The sequence below is a fragment of the Microbacterium sp. NPDC055357 genome, assembly GCF_053644835.1.
Map to the genome: position 1 here is coordinate 38,493 of NZ_JBSHLZ010000002.1, position 16,402 is coordinate 54,894.

Sequence of the window (16,402 nt, forward strand, 5' to 3'; positions counted from 1 at the left end):
GAGCCCGGGTACGGCTCAGCGCGCCGCGCGCGCCCGTTCGACGACCTCGGGGAGCACCGCGAGCACGGCCGAGATGTCGGCAGCGGTCGTCGTGCGGCCGAGCGTGAAGCGCAGCACCTCTCTCGCTTCGGCGTCGCTGCGACCGAGCGCCCGCACGACGTGCGACGGCTCGGGGACGCCCGCCTGGCACGCCGAGCCGGTCGAGACGGCGATGCCGCGCTGGTCGAGCAGGAACAGCAGCGTCTCGCCCGCGGCGCCGGGAAACAGCACGTGCGCGTTGCCGGGGAGGCGATCATCCGGATCACCGAGCAGCTCGACAGCCGGAACAGCCGAGCGGATGCCGCGAACCAGGTCGTCGCGCAGCGCTGCGAGCCGCGCCGCCTCCCGCGTCATCTCAGCCGCTGCGAGCTCTGCCGCGGTCGCGAACGCCGCGGCACCGGCCACGTCCTGCGTGCCGGCGCGCAGGCGGCGCTGCTGCCCGCCCCCGTGCACGAGCGGCGCGAGCCGGGCGGTGCGTGCGGTCACGAGCGCTCCCGTGCCGACCGGCGCGCCGATCTTGTGGCCCGACACGCTGAGCGCGACAAGTCCGGTCGCCGGCGCGGCATCCCCCCGCCACGTCGAGAACGCGACGGGAACGTGGCCGAACGCCGCGATCGCGTCGAGGTGCAGAGGCACGCCCGCCGCGGCCGCCGCCGAGGCGAGCGACGCCGCATCGTTGAGCGTGCCCGTCTCATTCGCCGCGACGAGCGCGGTCGCCACGGCGGCTTGCGGCAGCGCGAGCCGCCACGCATCGATCGGGATGCGTCCCCATCCGTCGAGGGACACCGGTCGGATCTCGGCGTCTTGCGCCGCGGCGAGCCATTCGGCGACATCGATCGTCGCGTGGTGCTCGCCGTCGGGCAGCACGAGCGCATCGCGACCCGGCTCCCGCGCCCACCACAGGCCCTTGAGGGCGAGGTTGACGGCCTCGGTGCCGCCCGAGGTGAACACGATCTCGATGGCGTCGCAGCCGAGGACGACGGCGAGCCGCTCGCGCGACTCCTCGAGCAGTCGCCGCGCGGCCTGTCCCTCGCCGTGGATCGACGACGCGTTGCCCACGAGCTCGGCAGCCCGCAGCCACGCTTCGCGCGACTCGGGGCGCAACGGCGCCGTCGCCGCGTGATCGAGGTAGACCGTCATGGCCCCTCCCTTCCCGCGTCGGGCACCGCCGGAGCGTTACTACTCTAGAACGCATGCATGACCCGGACGCTCCCGACTCCGCCGTGCCCTCACCGGGCCTGCTGCGTCCTGAACTCGACGGGCTCGGCGTCACGCAGGGACCCGACGGCGGCACTCTGCGCGTATGGTCGGGCGCGGCCGACGCCGTCGAACTCGTGATGTTCGACAGCGGCGATCTGGACTGGATCACCGACGAGCTGCCCCTCTCACCCGTCGGCGGAGGCGTCTGGAGCGTGACGACACCGCTGCTGCGCCCCGGCGCACGCTACGCGATCCGCGTCGACGGACCGCACGCGCCGGGCAACACCTTCAATCGGGGCACGCTGCTGGTCGAGCCCTACTCGCGGGGCTTGGACAGCGCGGGCTTCGAGGACTGGCGCTCGGTCGTCATCGACGGCGCCTTCGATTGGGGCGGAGTCGGAAAGCCGCACGTGCCGCTGGACCGCACCGTCATCTACGAGGCGCACCTCAAGGGCCTGACGAAGCGGCACCCCGCCGTGCCGCCCGCGCTGCACGGCACCTACGCGGGGCTCGGCAACCCCGCCATGATCGAGCACCTCGTCGACCTCGGCGTGACGAGCGTGCAGCTGCTGCCCGTCCACGCGTTCGCGACCGAGCCGCGTCTGCTGCAGCACGGGCTCACGAACTACTGGGGCTACAACTCGGTCAACTTCTTCACGCCGCATGCCGCCTACGCGAGCGAAGACGCCCGACGCGAAGGGCCCGAGGCCGTGCTCCGCGAGTTCAAGGGCATGGTCCGCCTCCTCCACGAAGCGGGGCTCGAGGTCATCCTCGACGTCGTGTTCAACCACACCTCCGAAGAGGGTCTCGGCGGCCCGCGCACGAGCCTGCGCGGCATCGACAATCGCGCGTACTACCGGCAGAGCGAGGACGGCGCCTACATCGACGTGACCGGATGCGGCAACTCGGTCGACACCGCGACGGATGCCGCCGCGCGACTCGTGCTGGACTCGCTGCGCTACTGGGCGAACGACGTGCAGATCGACGGCTTCCGGTTCGATCTCGCCACGACCCTGGGTCGCGACGCATCCCACGCCTTCACCCCCGACCATCCGCTGCTCCAGGCGATTCTGCACGACCCGGCGCTGGCGGGGGTCAAGAAGATCGCCGAGCCGTGGGACGTCGGCATGGGCGGCTGGCAGACGGGGAACTTCGGCGACGGCTGGCACGAGTGGAACGACCGGTATCGCGACCGGGTCCGGAACTTCTGGTTGAGCGACATCGACTACGCGCGTCGCGCTTCGACGTCACCGGTCGGCATCGGGGGCTTCGCGACACGGCTCGCGGGCTCGTCGAACACCTTCAGCGCCGAGCGCGGTCCGCTCGCGAGCGTCAACTTCGTCACGGCCCACGACGGCTTCACACTGCGCGATCTCGTCTCGTACGACGTCAAGCACAACCTCGGCAACGGCGAGCAGAACCGCGACGGCGCAGACACGAACCGCTCCTTCAACCACGGCGCCGAGGGGCCGACCGACGACGAGGGCATCCTCGCGACGCGCCGCAAAGCGATGCGCAACCTGATGGGCACGCTGCTGCTGTCCTCGGGCATCCCCATGATCACCGCGGGCGACGAGTTCGGGCGCACGCAGCGCGGCAACAACAACGCGTACTCCCACGACTCGCGCCTGACGTGGCTGTCGTGGGAGCACGCCCCGTGGCAGCAGGACCTCCACGCCCACGTGCGGCGGCTCACGCAGCTGCGCCGCGAGAACCCTGCGCTGCGACCGAGCCGGTTCGCGCGGCTCGGCGAGCACACGCCTTCGGCATCGGTCATGGAGTGGTACGACGAGCACGGTGAGACGATGTCGGGCGAACGCTGGACCGATCCCGCGCACCGCACGCTGCAGTACGTCGCGACGTCGACACCCGAGACCGAAGAGCTCAACCGCGTCCTGCTCATGGTCCACGGGTTCGAGCGACCGATCGACGTGACCCTTCCGCACATCGATGGGGTCACGCGATTCGTGTCGCTCTGGTCGAGCGTCGACGAACGCCCTGCCGGCGAGCACGACGTGCACGCGCCGGGTGAGACCGTCCGGCTCGAGGGCACCTCGATGCAGCTGTTCCGCGCGGAGTAGGCCGGCGCCCACCGCGACGGCCTGTCGCGCGCGGAGGCGGTTCGATAGGTTCGAACCGTGGTGAAGCCGTCGCGTACCGAACCCTCCCGCTCCTGGCGGAGCGCCGACGAGATCCCGCTGCGCGAGACTGCGCACGGCTCGCCGGACCGCGACACCGTGACGGCGCGAATCCCGCTCTCGCTCCCCACGCCGGCTGTCCCCGGCGGCCGCTTCCGTCCGAAGGCGTTCCGCGGCGAAGTCGTGCCGTTCCGCGTGACGGCCTTCCGCGAGGGGCACGACCGCATCGGTGTCCATGTCCGGCTCAGCGCCCCGTCCGGCGCGATGTCGCTACACAGGCTCCGCCCCCTCGGCGACGGATTCGATCGCTGGGAGGCGCTGATCGCCCCCCTCGAAGAGGGCGTGTGGACCTTCCGGTTCGAGTCGTTCGGCGACGACGTCGGCACGTGGCGGCACGCCGCCGATCTCAAGATCGCAGCGGGGGTCGACGCACCCCTCATGCGTGAGAGCGGCGCGCTCCTGTTCGACCGCGCCGCCGACGAGAAGACCAGGCCCGCCGCCGAACGCCGCGCGCTGCGGGTGGCGGCGGCCTCGCTGCGCGATCCCGAGACGACGGATGCCGCGGCCCTCGACATCGTCCGGGACTCCGACATCGCCGGGTTCTTCGAGGCACGACCGCTCATGTCGCTCGTCACGATCGGTGACGACCACGCGCTGCTCGTCGAACGCGAGCGCGCCGGGGTCGGCGCCTGGTACGAGTTCTTCCCGCGGTCGGAGGGTGCCGTGCGCCTTCCCGATGGGACAGTGCGCAGCGGCACTTTCCGCACGGCGGCCGAGCGTCTTCCGGCCGTCGCCGCGATGGGCTTCGACGTGCTGTATCTGCCGCCGATCCACCCGATCGGCAGGCGGAATCGAAAAGGGCCCAACAACACGCTCGAGGCAGGACCGACCGACCCGGGCTCGCCGTGGGCCATCGGCGCCGCGGAAGGCGGCCACGACAGCGTGCACCCCGACCTCGGCACGCTCGAGGACTTCCGGGCGTTCGTGCGCGCCGCCCGCGATGAGCGCGTCGAGATCGCGCTCGATCTCGCACTGCAGGCCTCACCCGACCATCCGTGGGTCACCGAGCATCCGGAATGGTTCACGACGCTTCCCGACGGGACGATCGCCTACGCCGAGAACCCGCCGAAGAAGTACCAGGACATCTATCCGGTCAACTTCGACAACGACCCCGAGGGCATCCGCGCCGAAGTCCTGCGCATCGTCGAGCACTGGATCGCACAGGGCGTCGAGATCTTCCGCGTCGACAATCCGCACACCAAGCCGCTGCAGTTCTGGGAGTGGCTGATCGATGCCGTGACCACGCGGCATCCGGGGGTCGTGTTCCTCGCGGAGGCCTTCACGCGCCCCGCCCCTCTGCAGGGCCTCGCGGCGGTGGGCTTCCAGCAGAGCTACACCTACTTCACGTGGCGCAACACGAAGCAGGAGCTCGAGGAGTTCCTCACCTCGATCAGTCAGGACACGGCCGACTTCCTGCGCCCCAACCTGTTCGTGAACACCCCCGACATCCTCACCGAGTACCTCCAGTTCGGCGGACGTGCCGCCTATCGCATCCGTGCGGCGATCGCGGCGACGGCCGCACCCGCGTACGGCGTGTACGCGGGCTACGAACTCTACGAGAACGTGGCGCGACCGGGCTCGGAAGAGAACATCGACAACGAGAAGTACGAGCTGAAGGTCCGCGACTGGGCGGCGGCCGAAGCGGGCGGCGACTCCCTCGCGCCCTTCCTCACGCGTCTCAATGAGATCCGGCGAGATCACCCCGCACTCGGTCAGCTGCGCAACCTCACGGTCCACTGGAGCGACGACGACGCGATCCTCGTGTACGCCAAGCACGTGGATGCCGCGCTCACGCCGACCGGCCGCAGCGACACGATCATCGTCGTGGTCAACGTCGATCCGCACTCGGCACGTCAGACGACGGTGCATCTGGATACCCGCGTGTGGGGGGTCGAACCGGGTGAACCCTACGAGGTCGAAGACCTCGTGACCGGCGCGACGTGGACCTGGACGGATCACAACTTCGTGCGGCTCGACGCATTCACCGAACCGGTGCACATCCTCCACGTCACGGAGCGCACATGATCGACGAGCACGTCCTCGACACCGTCGCGACCGGTTCGCATCATAACCCGCACGGGGTGCTGGGTCTGCACCCTGCGGCCGACGACGAGGGTGCGTCCGGCTGGGTCGTCCGCGCACGCCGGCCGCTCGCGCGCAGCGTCACCGCGGTGTTCGGCGACGGTACGCGCGTTCCCCTCGAACACGTGCGCAACGGGATCTGGGAGGGCACGCGCGGGGGTTCTGCGGGGGCGTATGAGCTGGTCACACACTATGAATCCGGTGCCGATCACGTCATCGACGATCCCTACCGGCACGGACCGACTCTCGGCGAGCTCGACCTGCATCTGATCGGCGAAGGTCGCCACGAGGAGCTGTGGCGGGTCCTCGGCTCGCACGTGCGCACGCTCGGCGACGTCACGGGGGTCGCGTTCGCCGTGTGGGCTCCGAACGCTCGTGCCGTCCGCGTCGTCGGCGACTTCAACGGCTGGGACGGCCAGGGCCACGCCATGCGCTCGATGGGCGCGAGCGGTGTCTGGGAGCTCTTCGTTCCCGGCCTCGGCGCCGGCACCGCCTACAAGTACGAGCTCCTGACGCGCGGCGGCGCATGGATCATGAAGGCCGACCCGATGGCGCGCTGGGCAGAAGTCCCCCCGGCCACGGCGTCGGTCGTGACCGAGTCGACCTACGCGTGGCGGGACCGCGACTGGATGGTCCGACGTGCCCGCACAGCCCCCGTGACGGAGCCGATGTCGGTGTACGAAGTGCACCTGGGTTCGTGGCGCCCCGGGCTGTCGTATCGCGACGCGGCAGAACCGCTCGTGGACTACGTCACCGAGCACGGCTTCACGCACGTCGAGTTCATGCCGCTGGCCGAACACCCGTTCGGCGGATCGTGGGGCTACCAGGTGACGGGCTACTACGCGCCGACGAGCCGGTACGGCACGCCCGACGACCTCCGGTACCTCATCGATCAGCTGCACCAGGCGGACATCGGCGTGATCATGGACTGGGTTCCGGGGCACTTCCCCAAGGACTCGTTCGCCCTCGCGCGGTTCGACGGCGAACCGCTGTACGAGCACGCAGACCCCCGCCGCGGCGAGCACCGGGACTGGGGAACCTACATCTTCGACTACGGCCGACGCGAAGTGCGCAACTTCCTCGTCGCGAACGCCCTGTACTGGTTCGAGGAGTTCCACGTCGACGGGCTGCGCGTCGACGCCGTCGCGTCGATGCTGTACCTCGACTATTCACGGGAGCCGGGCGATTGGGAGCCCAACGTGCACGGGGGCCGGGAGAACCTCGAAGCGATCGCGTTCCTGCAGGAGGTCAACGCGACGGCGTACCGGCGCTATCCCGGGATCGCGATGATCGCGGAGGAGTCCACGAGCTTCCCCGGCGTGACGACGCCGACCCATCAGGCCGGCCTCGGGTTCGGGTTCAAATGGAACATGGGCTGGATGAACGACTCCCTCGAGTACATCGCCCGCGACCCGATGCACAGGTCGCATCACGAGGGTGAACTGTCGTTCTCGTTCGTCTACGCCTTCAGCGAGAACTACGTCCTGCCGATCAGCCACGACGAAGTGGTGCATGGAAAGGGCAGTCTGTTCGGCCGCATGCCCGGGGATCACTGGCAGAAGCTGGCGAACATGCGTGCGTACCTGGCCTATATGTGGGGCCATCCGGGCAAGCAGCTGCTCTTCATGGGCCAGGAGTTCGGTCAGCCCTCCGAGTGGTCCGAGGGCCGCGGGCTCGACTGGTGGATCCTGGAGCAGCCGTCGCACGCGCAGCTGCTGGCCTTCGTCGGTGCGCTCAACCGCACGTACCGGGCCGAGCCGGCGCTGTGGTCACGCGACAGCGACGGGTCCGCGTTCGCACGCATCGGCGGTCCGACGTGGAACCCCGACGTCATCGCGTTCACGCGTCGGGATCGGCACGGCCGGACGGTCGCGATCGTGTGCAACTTCTCGGGTGCTCCGCTCGTCGGGTACCGGCTGGATCTGCCCGGACACGGTGTCTGGCACGAGATTCTGAACACCGATGCGCACGAGTTCGGTGGCTCGGGCGTCGGCAACGCAGGCGTCGTGCATGCCGATGCCGAAGGACGCGCCTCGCTCGCACTGCCGCCCCTCGGGGTGCTGTGGCTGCGCCACGAGCCCGACACGCACATCCCGACGCCGACACGTGGCTGACCGCGGCGTCAGAACATCAGGTTGGCCAGACGCCCCCGGGCGCGCAGAACACGAGAGTCGGCATCGCCGACCAGGTCGAAGAGCTCGAGAAGCCGCTCGCGCACCGGTCCGCGCTCGTCGGACGGCAGCGCCGCGAACAGTTCGAGCAGGCGCTCGAACGCGTCGTCGATGTGCCCGCCCGTGACATCGAGATCGGCGACGGCGAACTGCGCCGCGACACCCGTGGGCGCAGCCGCGGCCTCGGCGCGCGCCTGTTGCAGATCGAGGTCCTTGACCCGGTCGAGGAGGCGCACCTGACCGAGGCCCGCACGGGCATCGGCATCGCGGGGGTTCTCGTTCAGCGCCTGCTCGTAGGCGGCGATCGCGCGCGGGTAGTCGCCTTCTTCGATCGCGGCGAAAGCCTCGGCGTGCAGCGGCGGCAGCGGCGGTTCGACCTCTTCTGCCGGGGCGACCTCGTCGGCGTCCGCACCGGCGACGGGGACCGTGCCCGTCACTCCGTTCTGCGCCGCCAGCTGCAGCAGCTGGGCGAAGACGTCGCGCACCTGCTGCTCGGACACGGCGCCGGTGAACAGGGGTACCGGCTGACCGCCCACGAGAGCGAGCACCATCGGGATCGACTGCGCCCGGAAGGCCTGCGCCAGCTGCGGGTTGGCGTCGACGTCGACCTTGCCCAGCACGAGCTTGCCGGCGAGTTCGGTGACGACTTGTTCGAGGATCGGTCCGAGCTGCTTGCAGGGTCCGCACCATTCCGCCCAGAGGTCGATGACGACAGGCACCGTGCGCGAGAGCTCGAGAACCTGCGAGAAGGTGGCATCGGTCACATCGAAGACGAGCGACGGCGCCGCAGGCGCATCGCCGGACTCGGCGGTGGGGGCGGCGGGCCGGTTGCGCAGCGCGGACAGGTCGACGGCGCCGCGCAGTGCCGCGGCGGGAGTGGGATTGGTCAACTGATCACCTTCGCATCGAGGATGGCGGAGCCGTAGCCGAGGAGACGGATCTTCTCGGATGAGCCTTGGCCGGGGACGTAGAAGAACAGCTGGTCGCTGTAGGTCGTGCTGAATCCCGTCGACGACTGGTCGGCGCCCGCGAGCGTCTGCACGGTCGGGTTCGTCTCGAGTTTGATCACGGCGTCGGTATTGGTCGGCTTGACCGTGTCGACTTCGTGGATGTTCACAGCGACGATGGCTCCGCTCTCGAGCGTAGCGATCGCGAACGGCGGCTGCGCGCCGGCGACCGCCTCGAACGTGAGGCTTCCCGTGTTCGTCGCGGTCTGGTTGAACGCGTCGAGACGAGCCTGCCTGTCGGCGGCGATGCTCGTTCGGAACTGGTCTCCCTCGGGCTCGAACAAGCCGGCGAACTCGCTGTCCTCACCGTTGTCGACGATGTCGGCGTAGGCCGCCGCGAGCTTTTCGGGAGCCATGATGAGAAACGACGAGTCCGGCGGGATCTGCGATGCTCCGACGTACGATGCGGCCAGATCCGGCATGAGCGTCGCCGCCTCCAGGCTCGCCTGGTAGGTGAGCTTGTACGACGCCCAGGGGTCGGCCTGCGTCATGATCATGATGCTCGAGGTCTTGGACGCCTCGTCGTCGACGACCGCCATGATCGATCGCGGCCAGCCGTCGTAGGCCTGCGGCAGCAGGATCTCGACGGGCTTTGTGATGATCGGCTGCGGTGCCGCGTAGTCGGCGATCGCGCCCCGGAGGGTGTAGTTCGTCTCGCGTGTGGCCAGCACGGCGCCGTCCAGTCGCGTGGCAGCGAGCTCCGCGTCCATCGCCTGGTCCGCTTCGGCGACCGTCTCGCCGATGCGGGCCAGGATGCGCTCAGCCTGCGCCTTCGTCACGGCGGGAGACTGCTGCCCCTCCGGAACGATGACCGTCGGGGTCGGGGTGGGCGTGGGCGTCTCGCCCAGCTGCGGCCAGGCATCCGCGGTGCATCCCGAGAAGAGCAGGGCGGAGATCGTGACGACGGGAATCGCCGCGAAGGCGCGCCGCCCGCGCTCCACAGCACGGGGCTTCGGCTCGCCGGCGGAGATGACGCCCTTGTCGGGGTCCTCCAGCGCGAGATCGATCGGCTCGGTCACGGGCATGGGCAGTCCCTTGCGTCGCGGTCCGCGGGCGCGCCGCACGTGTCGGATGCCGAGGATGTACAAGACGATGCCGGCGGCCATGAAGATGCCGCCCACGGCGATGAGGGGTCCGGCCCACGGTGTGCTGTTGTCGATGGGCCACGAGATCGACACCGCGGATGGCGCGGGCTGCGTGCCGTCGGTCGCGACCAGGACGCTCATTTCGGCCGGCAGCTGCAGCGGCGCGATCAGCACGTCGCTCTCGAGGAACTCGTCGAGCCACAGATCCGATCCGATCGGCGATCGTGCCGGCGCCGCCTCGCTCTCTCCTGCTGCCGCGTCGTCTTCGGCCGTGGCCTCGTCGGCTTCATCGACCACCGGCGGTTCGGGTTCGACGAGGTCGACGACGGGGGCGCCCTCGCTGTCGAGCGTGACGCTGTTGTACGGGGTCTCGGCAAGCCACGAGACCATGTCGGAGGTCCGGCCGTAGGCGGCGAAGATCTCGCCGGGGCCCTGCGTTCGCAGCGTCTGGGTGCCCGGCATCGCGCCGAGCACGCTGCCGTCGACGAGCAGATACGGCGCGTCTTCGCTCACCGATATCTCGGTCGTCGTCGTCTTCGGGCCCTGGAAGACCGTGCGCTGGGCGATGCCCGCGCCGATCAGCACGGCAGCAAGGACGAACGCCGCCACAGCCCATACGAAACGCACGAAACACACCTCTTCCGGGTCCGCACCTGGCCTGGCGAACCCACGATCCGACATTTCAGACTAGCGAAACACGGCTGGACATCCTCCGAGAGGGAGCAATCCCGTGGCTGAGGGTCTGCACTGCGTATCCTTACGGAAGCAATCGCAGGAAAGGCGGGCCGCCGACGATGAAGGTGCACAACCCATTCCGGACGGCGTTCGTGGCGACCCTGGGGGTCGGTCTCGGACTGGTGCTCATCGGGAGCATCGAGAACCTGTCGACGATCCTGCTCTACGTCGGAACCGCCCTGTTTCTCTCGCTGGGTCTGGATCCCATCGTCGGCTGGCTTGAACGACGCAAGATGCCGCGCTGGGCGGCCGTCCTCATCACGATCTTCCTCGTCCTGGCGCTGTTCGCGGGGATCGTGCTGCTCGTGCTGCCGATCATCCTGGCCCAGATCGCACAGCTCATCGAAGTCATCTCCGACTACCTGTTCAGCCGCGACTTTCCGCAGTTCCTCGAAGAGACCACGGCCTGGCTGCAGTCGATCTTCCCCGGGCTGGATCCGGCGTTCATCCTCGATGTGCTCGACAACATCGAATCCTGGCTCATGGACAACTGGGGTTCGATCACCGGCGGTGTCATCGGTGCCGGGATGACGATCGTCGCCGGCCTCATGGGTGCATTCATCGTGCTCATCCTCACGATCTACCTGACAGCGTCGACCCCGAGCCTGAAGCGTTCGGTCTACCAGCTCGTCCCGGCATCCAAGCGTGAGCGGTTCGTCGACCTCGGTGAGCAGATCACCGATTCGGTCGGCTACTACGTCATCGGGCAGCTGAGCCTCGGCGTCATCAACGGCATCCTGAGCGCGATCTTCCTCACGATCATCCAAGCGCCGTTCCCCGCCGTGCTCGCGGTCGTCGCGTTCTTCTTCTCGCTCATTCCGCTGGTGGGAACCCTCACCGGATCGACCATCATCGTGCTGACGTGCCTCATCCCGGGCCTCGGTTCGCCCGCCACCGCCATCACGGCGGCCGTCTGGTACCTCATCTACATGCAGGTGGAGGCCTACATCGTCTCGCCGCGCATCATGAACCGCGCCGTCTCGGTACCCGGTGCGGTCGTGGTCATCGCGGCCCTCGCCGGCGGCTCGCTGCTGGGCCTGCTCGGGGCGCTCATCGCCATCCCCGTCGCCGCGAGCCTGCTCATCATCTATCGGCAGGTGGTCATACCCCGGATGAACGAGCGATAGCTGCGCTACGCGCCTTCGGCCGGCTCCCACGTGGTGGGCAGGGGCAGCGCGTCGGGGTTGACGGCGGCGACGATCTCGGTGAGCACCCGCCGGGTCTGGTTCTCGCCGACCCACAGGTGCTTGCCGCCCTCGACGGCGATGAGCTCGGCGTCCGGAACGCTCGCGAACTTCTCGGCGGCAGCATCCGGTCGCAGATAGTCGTCGAGCTCGGGCACGAGGATGACGAGCTTGCGCGGGTCCGCGTGCCACGCTGCGACTTCATCCGGCGTCGCGCGGTGCAGCGGGGGCGAGAGCAGCACAGCGCCCTCGACGTCGTGGTCGCGCCCGTACTTCAGTGCCAGTTCCGTGCCGAACGACCAGCCGACGAACCACGGCCGGGGAAGCCCGCGCTCGGTGACGAACGCCATCGCTGCGGCCACATCGAACGCTTCGGCCGCCCCGCCGTCGAACTCGCCCTCGCTCGTTCCGCGAGGCGACGTCGTGCCTCGCGTGTTGAAGCGGAGCACGGCGAGGTCGGCGAGTGCCGGAAGCCTGCCGGCGGCCTTGCGCAGGATGTGCGAATCCATGAAGCCGCCCGCCGTGGGCAGGGGGTGCAGCGTCACCAGGGTGGCGACGGGCTCGCGCTCGAGGGGCAGCGCCAGTTCGCCGACGAGCGTCAACCCGTCGAGCGTCTGCAGCTCGATGTCCTCGCGCCGCGCGGGGAGCATGATCGGTCCGCGGATCTCCATGTCAGCTGTTCCTCCAGCAGTGTTCGTGCCAGTGTCGCCGTGCCGCCAGATCGGCCGCATCGCCCATGACCCCGCCGTTACGCCACGCGACGACATGCGCCGTGCCGGACTCGATCGAGCCGCGGCATCCGGGGCACGTGTAGGCCTTGAGCGACTTCGCTGCAGCGACCGGCTGCACGCTCCATTCGACTCCGCGACGCGTCTCGGTGCGCTTCCACCCGGCGAGGAGGCGCTCGAACGACTCGTCGCCACCTTCATCGCGCCGACGGCGGTTGGACCTGGGCATCGTCAGCGACCTACCACCAGTGATTGCGGATCCAGAAGTCGTGCGCGCCCGCCCAGCTGCCGTAGCGTCCCGTCGCGTAGCCGTTGGCCCACGTGAGGTTCACCACCGGGTCGTAGGCGTTCGCGAGCTTGCCGCAGGGATAGACCTGAACGAGGCCGCATGCGCCGGAGGAACGGTTGGTCGCGTTGGGATTCCAGCCGCTCTCCCGTCCGACGATGAAGTCGACATAGCCCCAATCCGCTTCGGCGATGCCCGCAGCGGCCATCCATTCGGCGGGTGAGCCGCCGCCGCTGTACACGGGAGGAGGCGCCGGAGCGGCAGGAGCGACGCCCTCGCGTGCCGTCGGCGTCGGTGTCGGCGTCGGCGTCGGCTTGGGGGTGACATACACCGAGTAGCCGTCGCGGCCGAGATCGAGAAGCCCCTCCGCCTCGGCGGCGCTGGCCGTCATGACGCCCTCGTACGTCTGCACGTGCTCGAGCGATGCGGCGTACAGCGACGACGCGGGCTCTTCGGCGTTGGCCTGCGAGACGGCCATGCCCGCCGTGCCCGCGTATGCGGCGACGAAGCCCACGGCGGCGAACGCCGCGAAGACTCCGAGCACGCCCCGCCTTCGCGACCAGCGCGGCGTCATGGCTGACGAGCGACGCGACGGTGATGCAGAAGAAGCGGTCGCGACGTCCTGGCGGGCGGATCGCCGCGCGCGGAACATCTCATCGCCGGTAGTCACAGTGCCGCCGAGTCTACCGGCCGGTCCGGCGCCGTGCCATTCGCGTGCGGATGCTGCGCATGAGCGTCCTCTCACGTGACGGCGAGCATGACCTCGACCACCGCATCGAGCACGGCGTCGACCTGCACTTCGCGATATCCCCCGCGCTGCATGCGGAACGCGACCGAGCGCACCTGTTCGATCGTCAGCGGCTCACCTCTCTCGAGGTAGCGCGCCAGCTTGTCGGCGACGAGGTCGACCTCGTCGATGCGGTACCCGTACCGCAGGACGCCGACGGTCGCGAACCGCTTGCCGTTCGGACGGGACAGCCGGTCGAGCACGACCTGAGCGGTCTCGCGCGCGTGGTCGACCCAGGCTTCCGCGCCGAGCCGGGCCAGAGCCGCCTCCCGCTCGCGGACGGCGAAAGCGTCTTCGATGCGGCTCAGCGCCGCATCGACCGCCGCTATGGAATAGCCCTTGCGGACCAGCGGGAAGGCGACCTGGCGCACCTCGGCTGCCGTGACCCGGCCCGGGTCGTCGTCTTCGAACGCGCGGCGGGCGCGCGCGAGGAAGGCATCGACGGCGCGCTTCTCGTAGCCTTTCGCCCGGCCGCGGCTCTGCGGGAACCCGGTCGGTGTCGTCTCGGTCGTCGTCATGAGGCCACCAACGGAGTGAAGAGGTAGTAGAGCGCGAGCGCCGCCGTCGCGGACGGGAGGATCGAGTCGAGCCGGTCGAGGACTCCCCCGTGTCCGGGAAGCCACGAACTCATGTCCTTGATGCCGAGATCGCGCTTGATCATCGATTCACCCAGGTCGCCGATCGTCGCGGTGGCGAGGATGACGAGGCCGAAGACCACGCCCATCCACCATTCGATGCCGATCATGAACATCGCGATGAGCACGCCGGCGACGACGGCGGCGACCACGGCTCCGCCGAAGCCCTCCCACGTCTTCTTGGGGCTGATGCGCGGTGCCATCGGGTGGCGCCCGAAGCTGATGCCGGCGACGTACGCACCGGTGTCCGAGGCGACGGCGACGATGATGAAGCCGAGCACCCACCATTCCCCGCCGTCCTGGCGAAGCAGAACGAGCGCGAGGCTTGCGAAGAAGGGCACGTAGAGCTGGACGAACGCACCGACGAGCACGTCGGTGAGGACGTCACCGTACGTGCGGCCGTCGTGCGCGGTCATCTGCGCCAGGAGGCGCCAAATCACGATGACGGCGATGGCGACGAAGACGACGACCCACAGCAGCCACGCGTCGAGGAAGAAGCCCGCCGCGATGACGGCGGTCGCGGAGATCAGCTGCGGGATGACATCGATCCGCCAGCCGGCGGCGATGAGAGCGCGTGAGAATTCGAAGACCGCCAAGAGAGCGGCCGCGAGCGCGAAGACGGCGAAGCCCCACGAGAACAGCAGCAGCGACGCCAGCAGAACGCCGCCGATCGCGACCGCGATGACGATGGCGACGAGCAGGTCACGCCCCGTGCGCTGCTTGATACGCTCGTTGACCTCTTCGAAGTCGGTGCGCGCCTGCGCGATCTGATGCTCGAACTCGCTGCGCGCGGCTCGCACGTGCGATTGGAAGACAGCGGTGGGATCCGCCCCGTCGTCAAGGTGTCGGCGAGACTCCGCGGCATCCTTCCGCGTCTGCGGCGGAACCGGAGCCGGGGTGTCTCCCGGGTCTGATCCGGATGCCTCGGTCATGGGTCCGTCAGACCTCGAGCAGCTCTGTCTCTTTGCGCTTGAGCGCATCGTCGATCGCGTCGACGTGGGTGCGTGTGAGCGCGTCGAGGTCCTTCTCGGCCCGCACGAGTTCGTCCTCGCCGACGTCTCCCTTGAGCGCGTCGAGCTCGTCCTTCGCCTTGCGACGCAGTCCGCGCACGTGCACCTTCGCGTCCTCGCCCTTGCTCCGCACGAGCTTGACGTACTCCTTGCGACGCTCCTCGGTGAGCTCGGGCAGCGTGACGCGGACGATGTTGCCGTCGTTGGTCGGGTTCGCCCCGATGTTCGGCTGGTCGCGGATCGCCTGCTCGATGGCCTTGAGGGCCGACTTGTCGTAGGGCGTCACGATGATCGTGCGCGCCTCGAGGTTGTTCAGCGACGCGAGCTGATCCAGCGGAGTCGGAGTGCCGTAGTAGTCCACCGGGATCTTCTGGAACAGCTGAGGATTCGCGCGACCGGTGCGAACCGTCGCGAAGTCCTCCTTCGCTGCCTCGACGGCGCGGTCCATGCGCGCTCCGGCATCGGTCAAGACGTCCGCGATCACAGTGTCTCCTTCGCGTAGTGGTGCGGGGGCAAGTCTATCGGCGTGGTCCCGTCACGCCGTGACGAGTGTGCCGATCGGTTCTCCGAGCAGAGCGCGCGTGACGTTGCCTGCCGGCTCCATGCCGAACACGCGCATGTCCATGCTGTTGTCCATGCACAGGCTGAACGCCGTCGAATCGACGACCTTGAGGCCGCGCTGAAGCGCGTCGAGGTAGGTGATCCGGTCGATCTTGGTCGCCGTCGCGTCGGTCTTGGGATCCGCCGTGTAGACGCCGTCGACGCCGTTCTTGGCGACGAGCACCTCACGAGCGCCGATCTCGAGCGCGCGCTGCGCCGCGACGGTGTCGGTCGAGAAGTACGGCAGGCCGGCGCCGGCACCGAAGATCACGACGCGTCCCTTCTCCATGTGGCGCTCGGCGCGCAGCGGGATGTAGGACTCGGCGACCTGTGTCATCGAGATGGCGGACTGCACGCGCGTGGCGGCGCCGGCCTGCTCGAGGAAGTCCTGGAGCGCGAGCGCGTTCATGACGGTTCCGAGCATGCCCATGTAGTCGGCCCGGCCGCGCTCCATGCCGCGCTGGCTGAGCTCAGCGCCGCGGAAGAAGTTGCCGCCGCCGACGACGATGGCGATCTCGACACGGTCGACCGCCGCGGCGATCTCGCGTGCGATCTGGCTCACGACGTCGGGGTTGACCCCCAGCTGCCCCGCTCCGAATGCTTCGCCCGACAGCTTCAAGAGGACGCGGCGGCGTCCCGTGGCTTCATCGATCAC

General features: G+C 69.1%; 14 protein-coding genes. 4 read left to right on the forward strand and 10 right to left on the reverse strand.

The window, feature by feature from the left end:
• Positions 1 to 15: 15 nt before the first annotated feature.
• On the reverse strand, positions 16 to 1,179 hold the full coding sequence (locus ACWICD_RS03295; protein WP_454139256.1) for a cysteine desulfurase family protein: 1,164 nt from the start codon (positions 1,177 to 1,179) through the stop codon (positions 16 to 18).
• Positions 1,180 to 1,232: 53 nt separating this feature from the next.
• Here ACWICD_RS03295 and glgX point away from each other — a divergent pair, with 53 nt between their 5' ends.
• From glgX to glgB, 3 genes are read left to right on the forward strand one after another with little or no spacing between them, the layout of a single operon-like run.
• Positions 1,233 to 3,320, forward strand: a complete 2,088-nt coding sequence (glgX, locus tag ACWICD_RS03300) for a glycogen debranching protein GlgX (RefSeq protein ID WP_454139257.1) — start codon at positions 1,233 to 1,235, stop codon at positions 3,318 to 3,320.
• A gap of 57 nt (positions 3,321 to 3,377) precedes the next feature.
• Entirely contained in the window at positions 3,378 to 5,462 is a 2,085-nt protein-coding gene (locus ACWICD_RS03305) for a maltotransferase domain-containing protein (protein WP_454139258.1), read from the forward strand.
• Entirely contained in the window at positions 5,459 to 7,633 is a 2,175-nt protein-coding gene (glgB, locus tag ACWICD_RS03310; protein ID WP_454139259.1) for a 1,4-alpha-glucan branching protein GlgB, read from the forward strand. The genes ACWICD_RS03305 and glgB overlap by 4 nt, the downstream gene beginning before the upstream one ends.
• An 8-nt stretch (positions 7,634 to 7,641) precedes the next feature.
• Here the strand turns inward: glgB and ACWICD_RS03315 are convergent, their stop codons facing one another.
• Entirely contained in the window at positions 7,642 to 8,580 is a 939-nt protein-coding gene (locus ACWICD_RS03315) for a tetratricopeptide repeat protein (RefSeq protein WP_454139260.1), read from the reverse strand.
• On the reverse strand, positions 8,577 to 10,409 hold the full coding sequence (locus tag ACWICD_RS03320) for a glycosyl transferase (protein ID WP_454139261.1): 1,833 nt from the start codon (positions 10,407 to 10,409) through the stop codon (positions 8,577 to 8,579). Before ACWICD_RS03320 ends, ACWICD_RS03315 begins: the two co-directional genes overlap by 4 nt.
• 167 nt (positions 10,410 to 10,576) lie before the next feature.
• On the opposite strand from ACWICD_RS03320, the gene ACWICD_RS03325 reads away from it, so the two are divergent.
• Positions 10,577 to 11,644, forward strand: a complete 1,068-nt coding sequence (locus ACWICD_RS03325) for an AI-2E family transporter (RefSeq protein WP_376127580.1) — start codon at positions 10,577 to 10,579, stop codon at positions 11,642 to 11,644.
• Positions 11,645 to 11,649: 5 nt separating this feature from the next.
• Here ACWICD_RS03325 and ACWICD_RS03330 read toward each other — a convergent pair whose 3' ends face one another.
• From ACWICD_RS03330 to pyrH, 7 genes are all read right to left on the reverse strand, one after another.
• Complete coding sequence (locus ACWICD_RS03330; RefSeq protein ID WP_454139262.1) at positions 11,650 to 12,372, reverse strand: alpha/beta hydrolase; 723 nt, start codon at positions 12,370 to 12,372, stop codon at positions 11,650 to 11,652.
• A gap of 1 nt (position 12,373) precedes the next feature.
• On the reverse strand, positions 12,374 to 12,658 hold the full coding sequence (locus tag ACWICD_RS03335; RefSeq protein WP_454139263.1) for a hypothetical protein: 285 nt from the start codon (positions 12,656 to 12,658) through the stop codon (positions 12,374 to 12,376).
• A gap of 10 nt (positions 12,659 to 12,668) precedes the next feature.
• Positions 12,669 to 13,259 carry an aggregation-promoting factor C-terminal-like domain-containing protein gene (locus ACWICD_RS03340; RefSeq protein WP_454139264.1) on the reverse strand — a complete coding sequence of 197 codons (591 nt, stop codon included), beginning with the start codon at positions 13,257 to 13,259 and terminating at the stop codon, positions 12,669 to 12,671.
• 197 nt (positions 13,260 to 13,456) lie between these two features.
• Positions 13,457 to 14,020: a DivIVA domain-containing protein gene (locus ACWICD_RS03345; protein WP_454139265.1), complete on the reverse strand. Its 564-nt coding sequence runs from the start codon at positions 14,018 to 14,020 to the stop codon at positions 13,457 to 13,459.
• Positions 14,017 to 15,069: a phosphatidate cytidylyltransferase gene (locus tag ACWICD_RS03350; RefSeq protein ID WP_376127590.1), complete on the reverse strand. Its 1,053-nt coding sequence runs from the start codon at positions 15,067 to 15,069 to the stop codon at positions 14,017 to 14,019. The genes ACWICD_RS03345 and ACWICD_RS03350 overlap by 4 nt, the downstream gene beginning before the upstream one ends.
• A 7-nt stretch (positions 15,070 to 15,076) precedes the next feature.
• The gene (frr, locus tag ACWICD_RS03355; RefSeq protein WP_376127592.1) at positions 15,077 to 15,631 is read right to left on the reverse strand and encodes a ribosome recycling factor; all 555 of its coding nucleotides are present in this window, start codon (positions 15,629 to 15,631) and stop codon (positions 15,077 to 15,079) included.
• Positions 15,632 to 15,682: 51 nt separating this feature from the next.
• Complete coding sequence (gene pyrH / locus ACWICD_RS03360) at positions 15,683 to 16,402, reverse strand: UMP kinase (protein ID WP_376127594.1); 720 nt, start codon at positions 16,400 to 16,402, stop codon at positions 15,683 to 15,685.

What these genes read in the sequence shown, in the direction of transcription:
- ACWICD_RS03295 (WP_454139256.1), bottom strand. Translation starts at nt 1,179, where the DNA reads ATGACGGTCTACCTCGATCACGCGGCGACGGCGCCGTTGCGCCCCGAG.
- glgX (WP_454139257.1), top strand. Translation starts at nt 1,233, where the DNA reads ATGCATGACCCGGACGCTCCCGACTCCGCCGTGCCCTCACCGGGCCTG.
- glgB (WP_454139259.1), top strand. Translation starts at nt 5,459, where the DNA reads ATGATCGACGAGCACGTCCTCGACACCGTCGCGACCGGTTCGCATCAT.
- ACWICD_RS03325 (WP_376127580.1), top strand. Translation starts at nt 10,577, where the DNA reads ATGAAGGTGCACAACCCATTCCGGACGGCGTTCGTGGCGACCCTGGGG.
- ACWICD_RS03330 (WP_454139262.1), bottom strand. Translation starts at nt 12,372, where the DNA reads ATGGAGATCCGCGGACCGATCATGCTCCCCGCGCGGCGCGAGGACATC.
- ACWICD_RS03335 (WP_454139263.1), bottom strand. Translation starts at nt 12,658, where the DNA reads ATGCCCAGGTCCAACCGCCGTCGGCGCGATGAAGGTGGCGACGAGTCG.
- ACWICD_RS03345 (WP_454139265.1), bottom strand. Translation starts at nt 14,020, where the DNA reads ATGACGACGACCGAGACGACACCGACCGGGTTCCCGCAGAGCCGCGGC.
- ACWICD_RS03350 (WP_376127590.1), bottom strand. Translation starts at nt 15,069, where the DNA reads ATGACCGAGGCATCCGGATCAGACCCGGGAGACACCCCGGCTCCGGTT.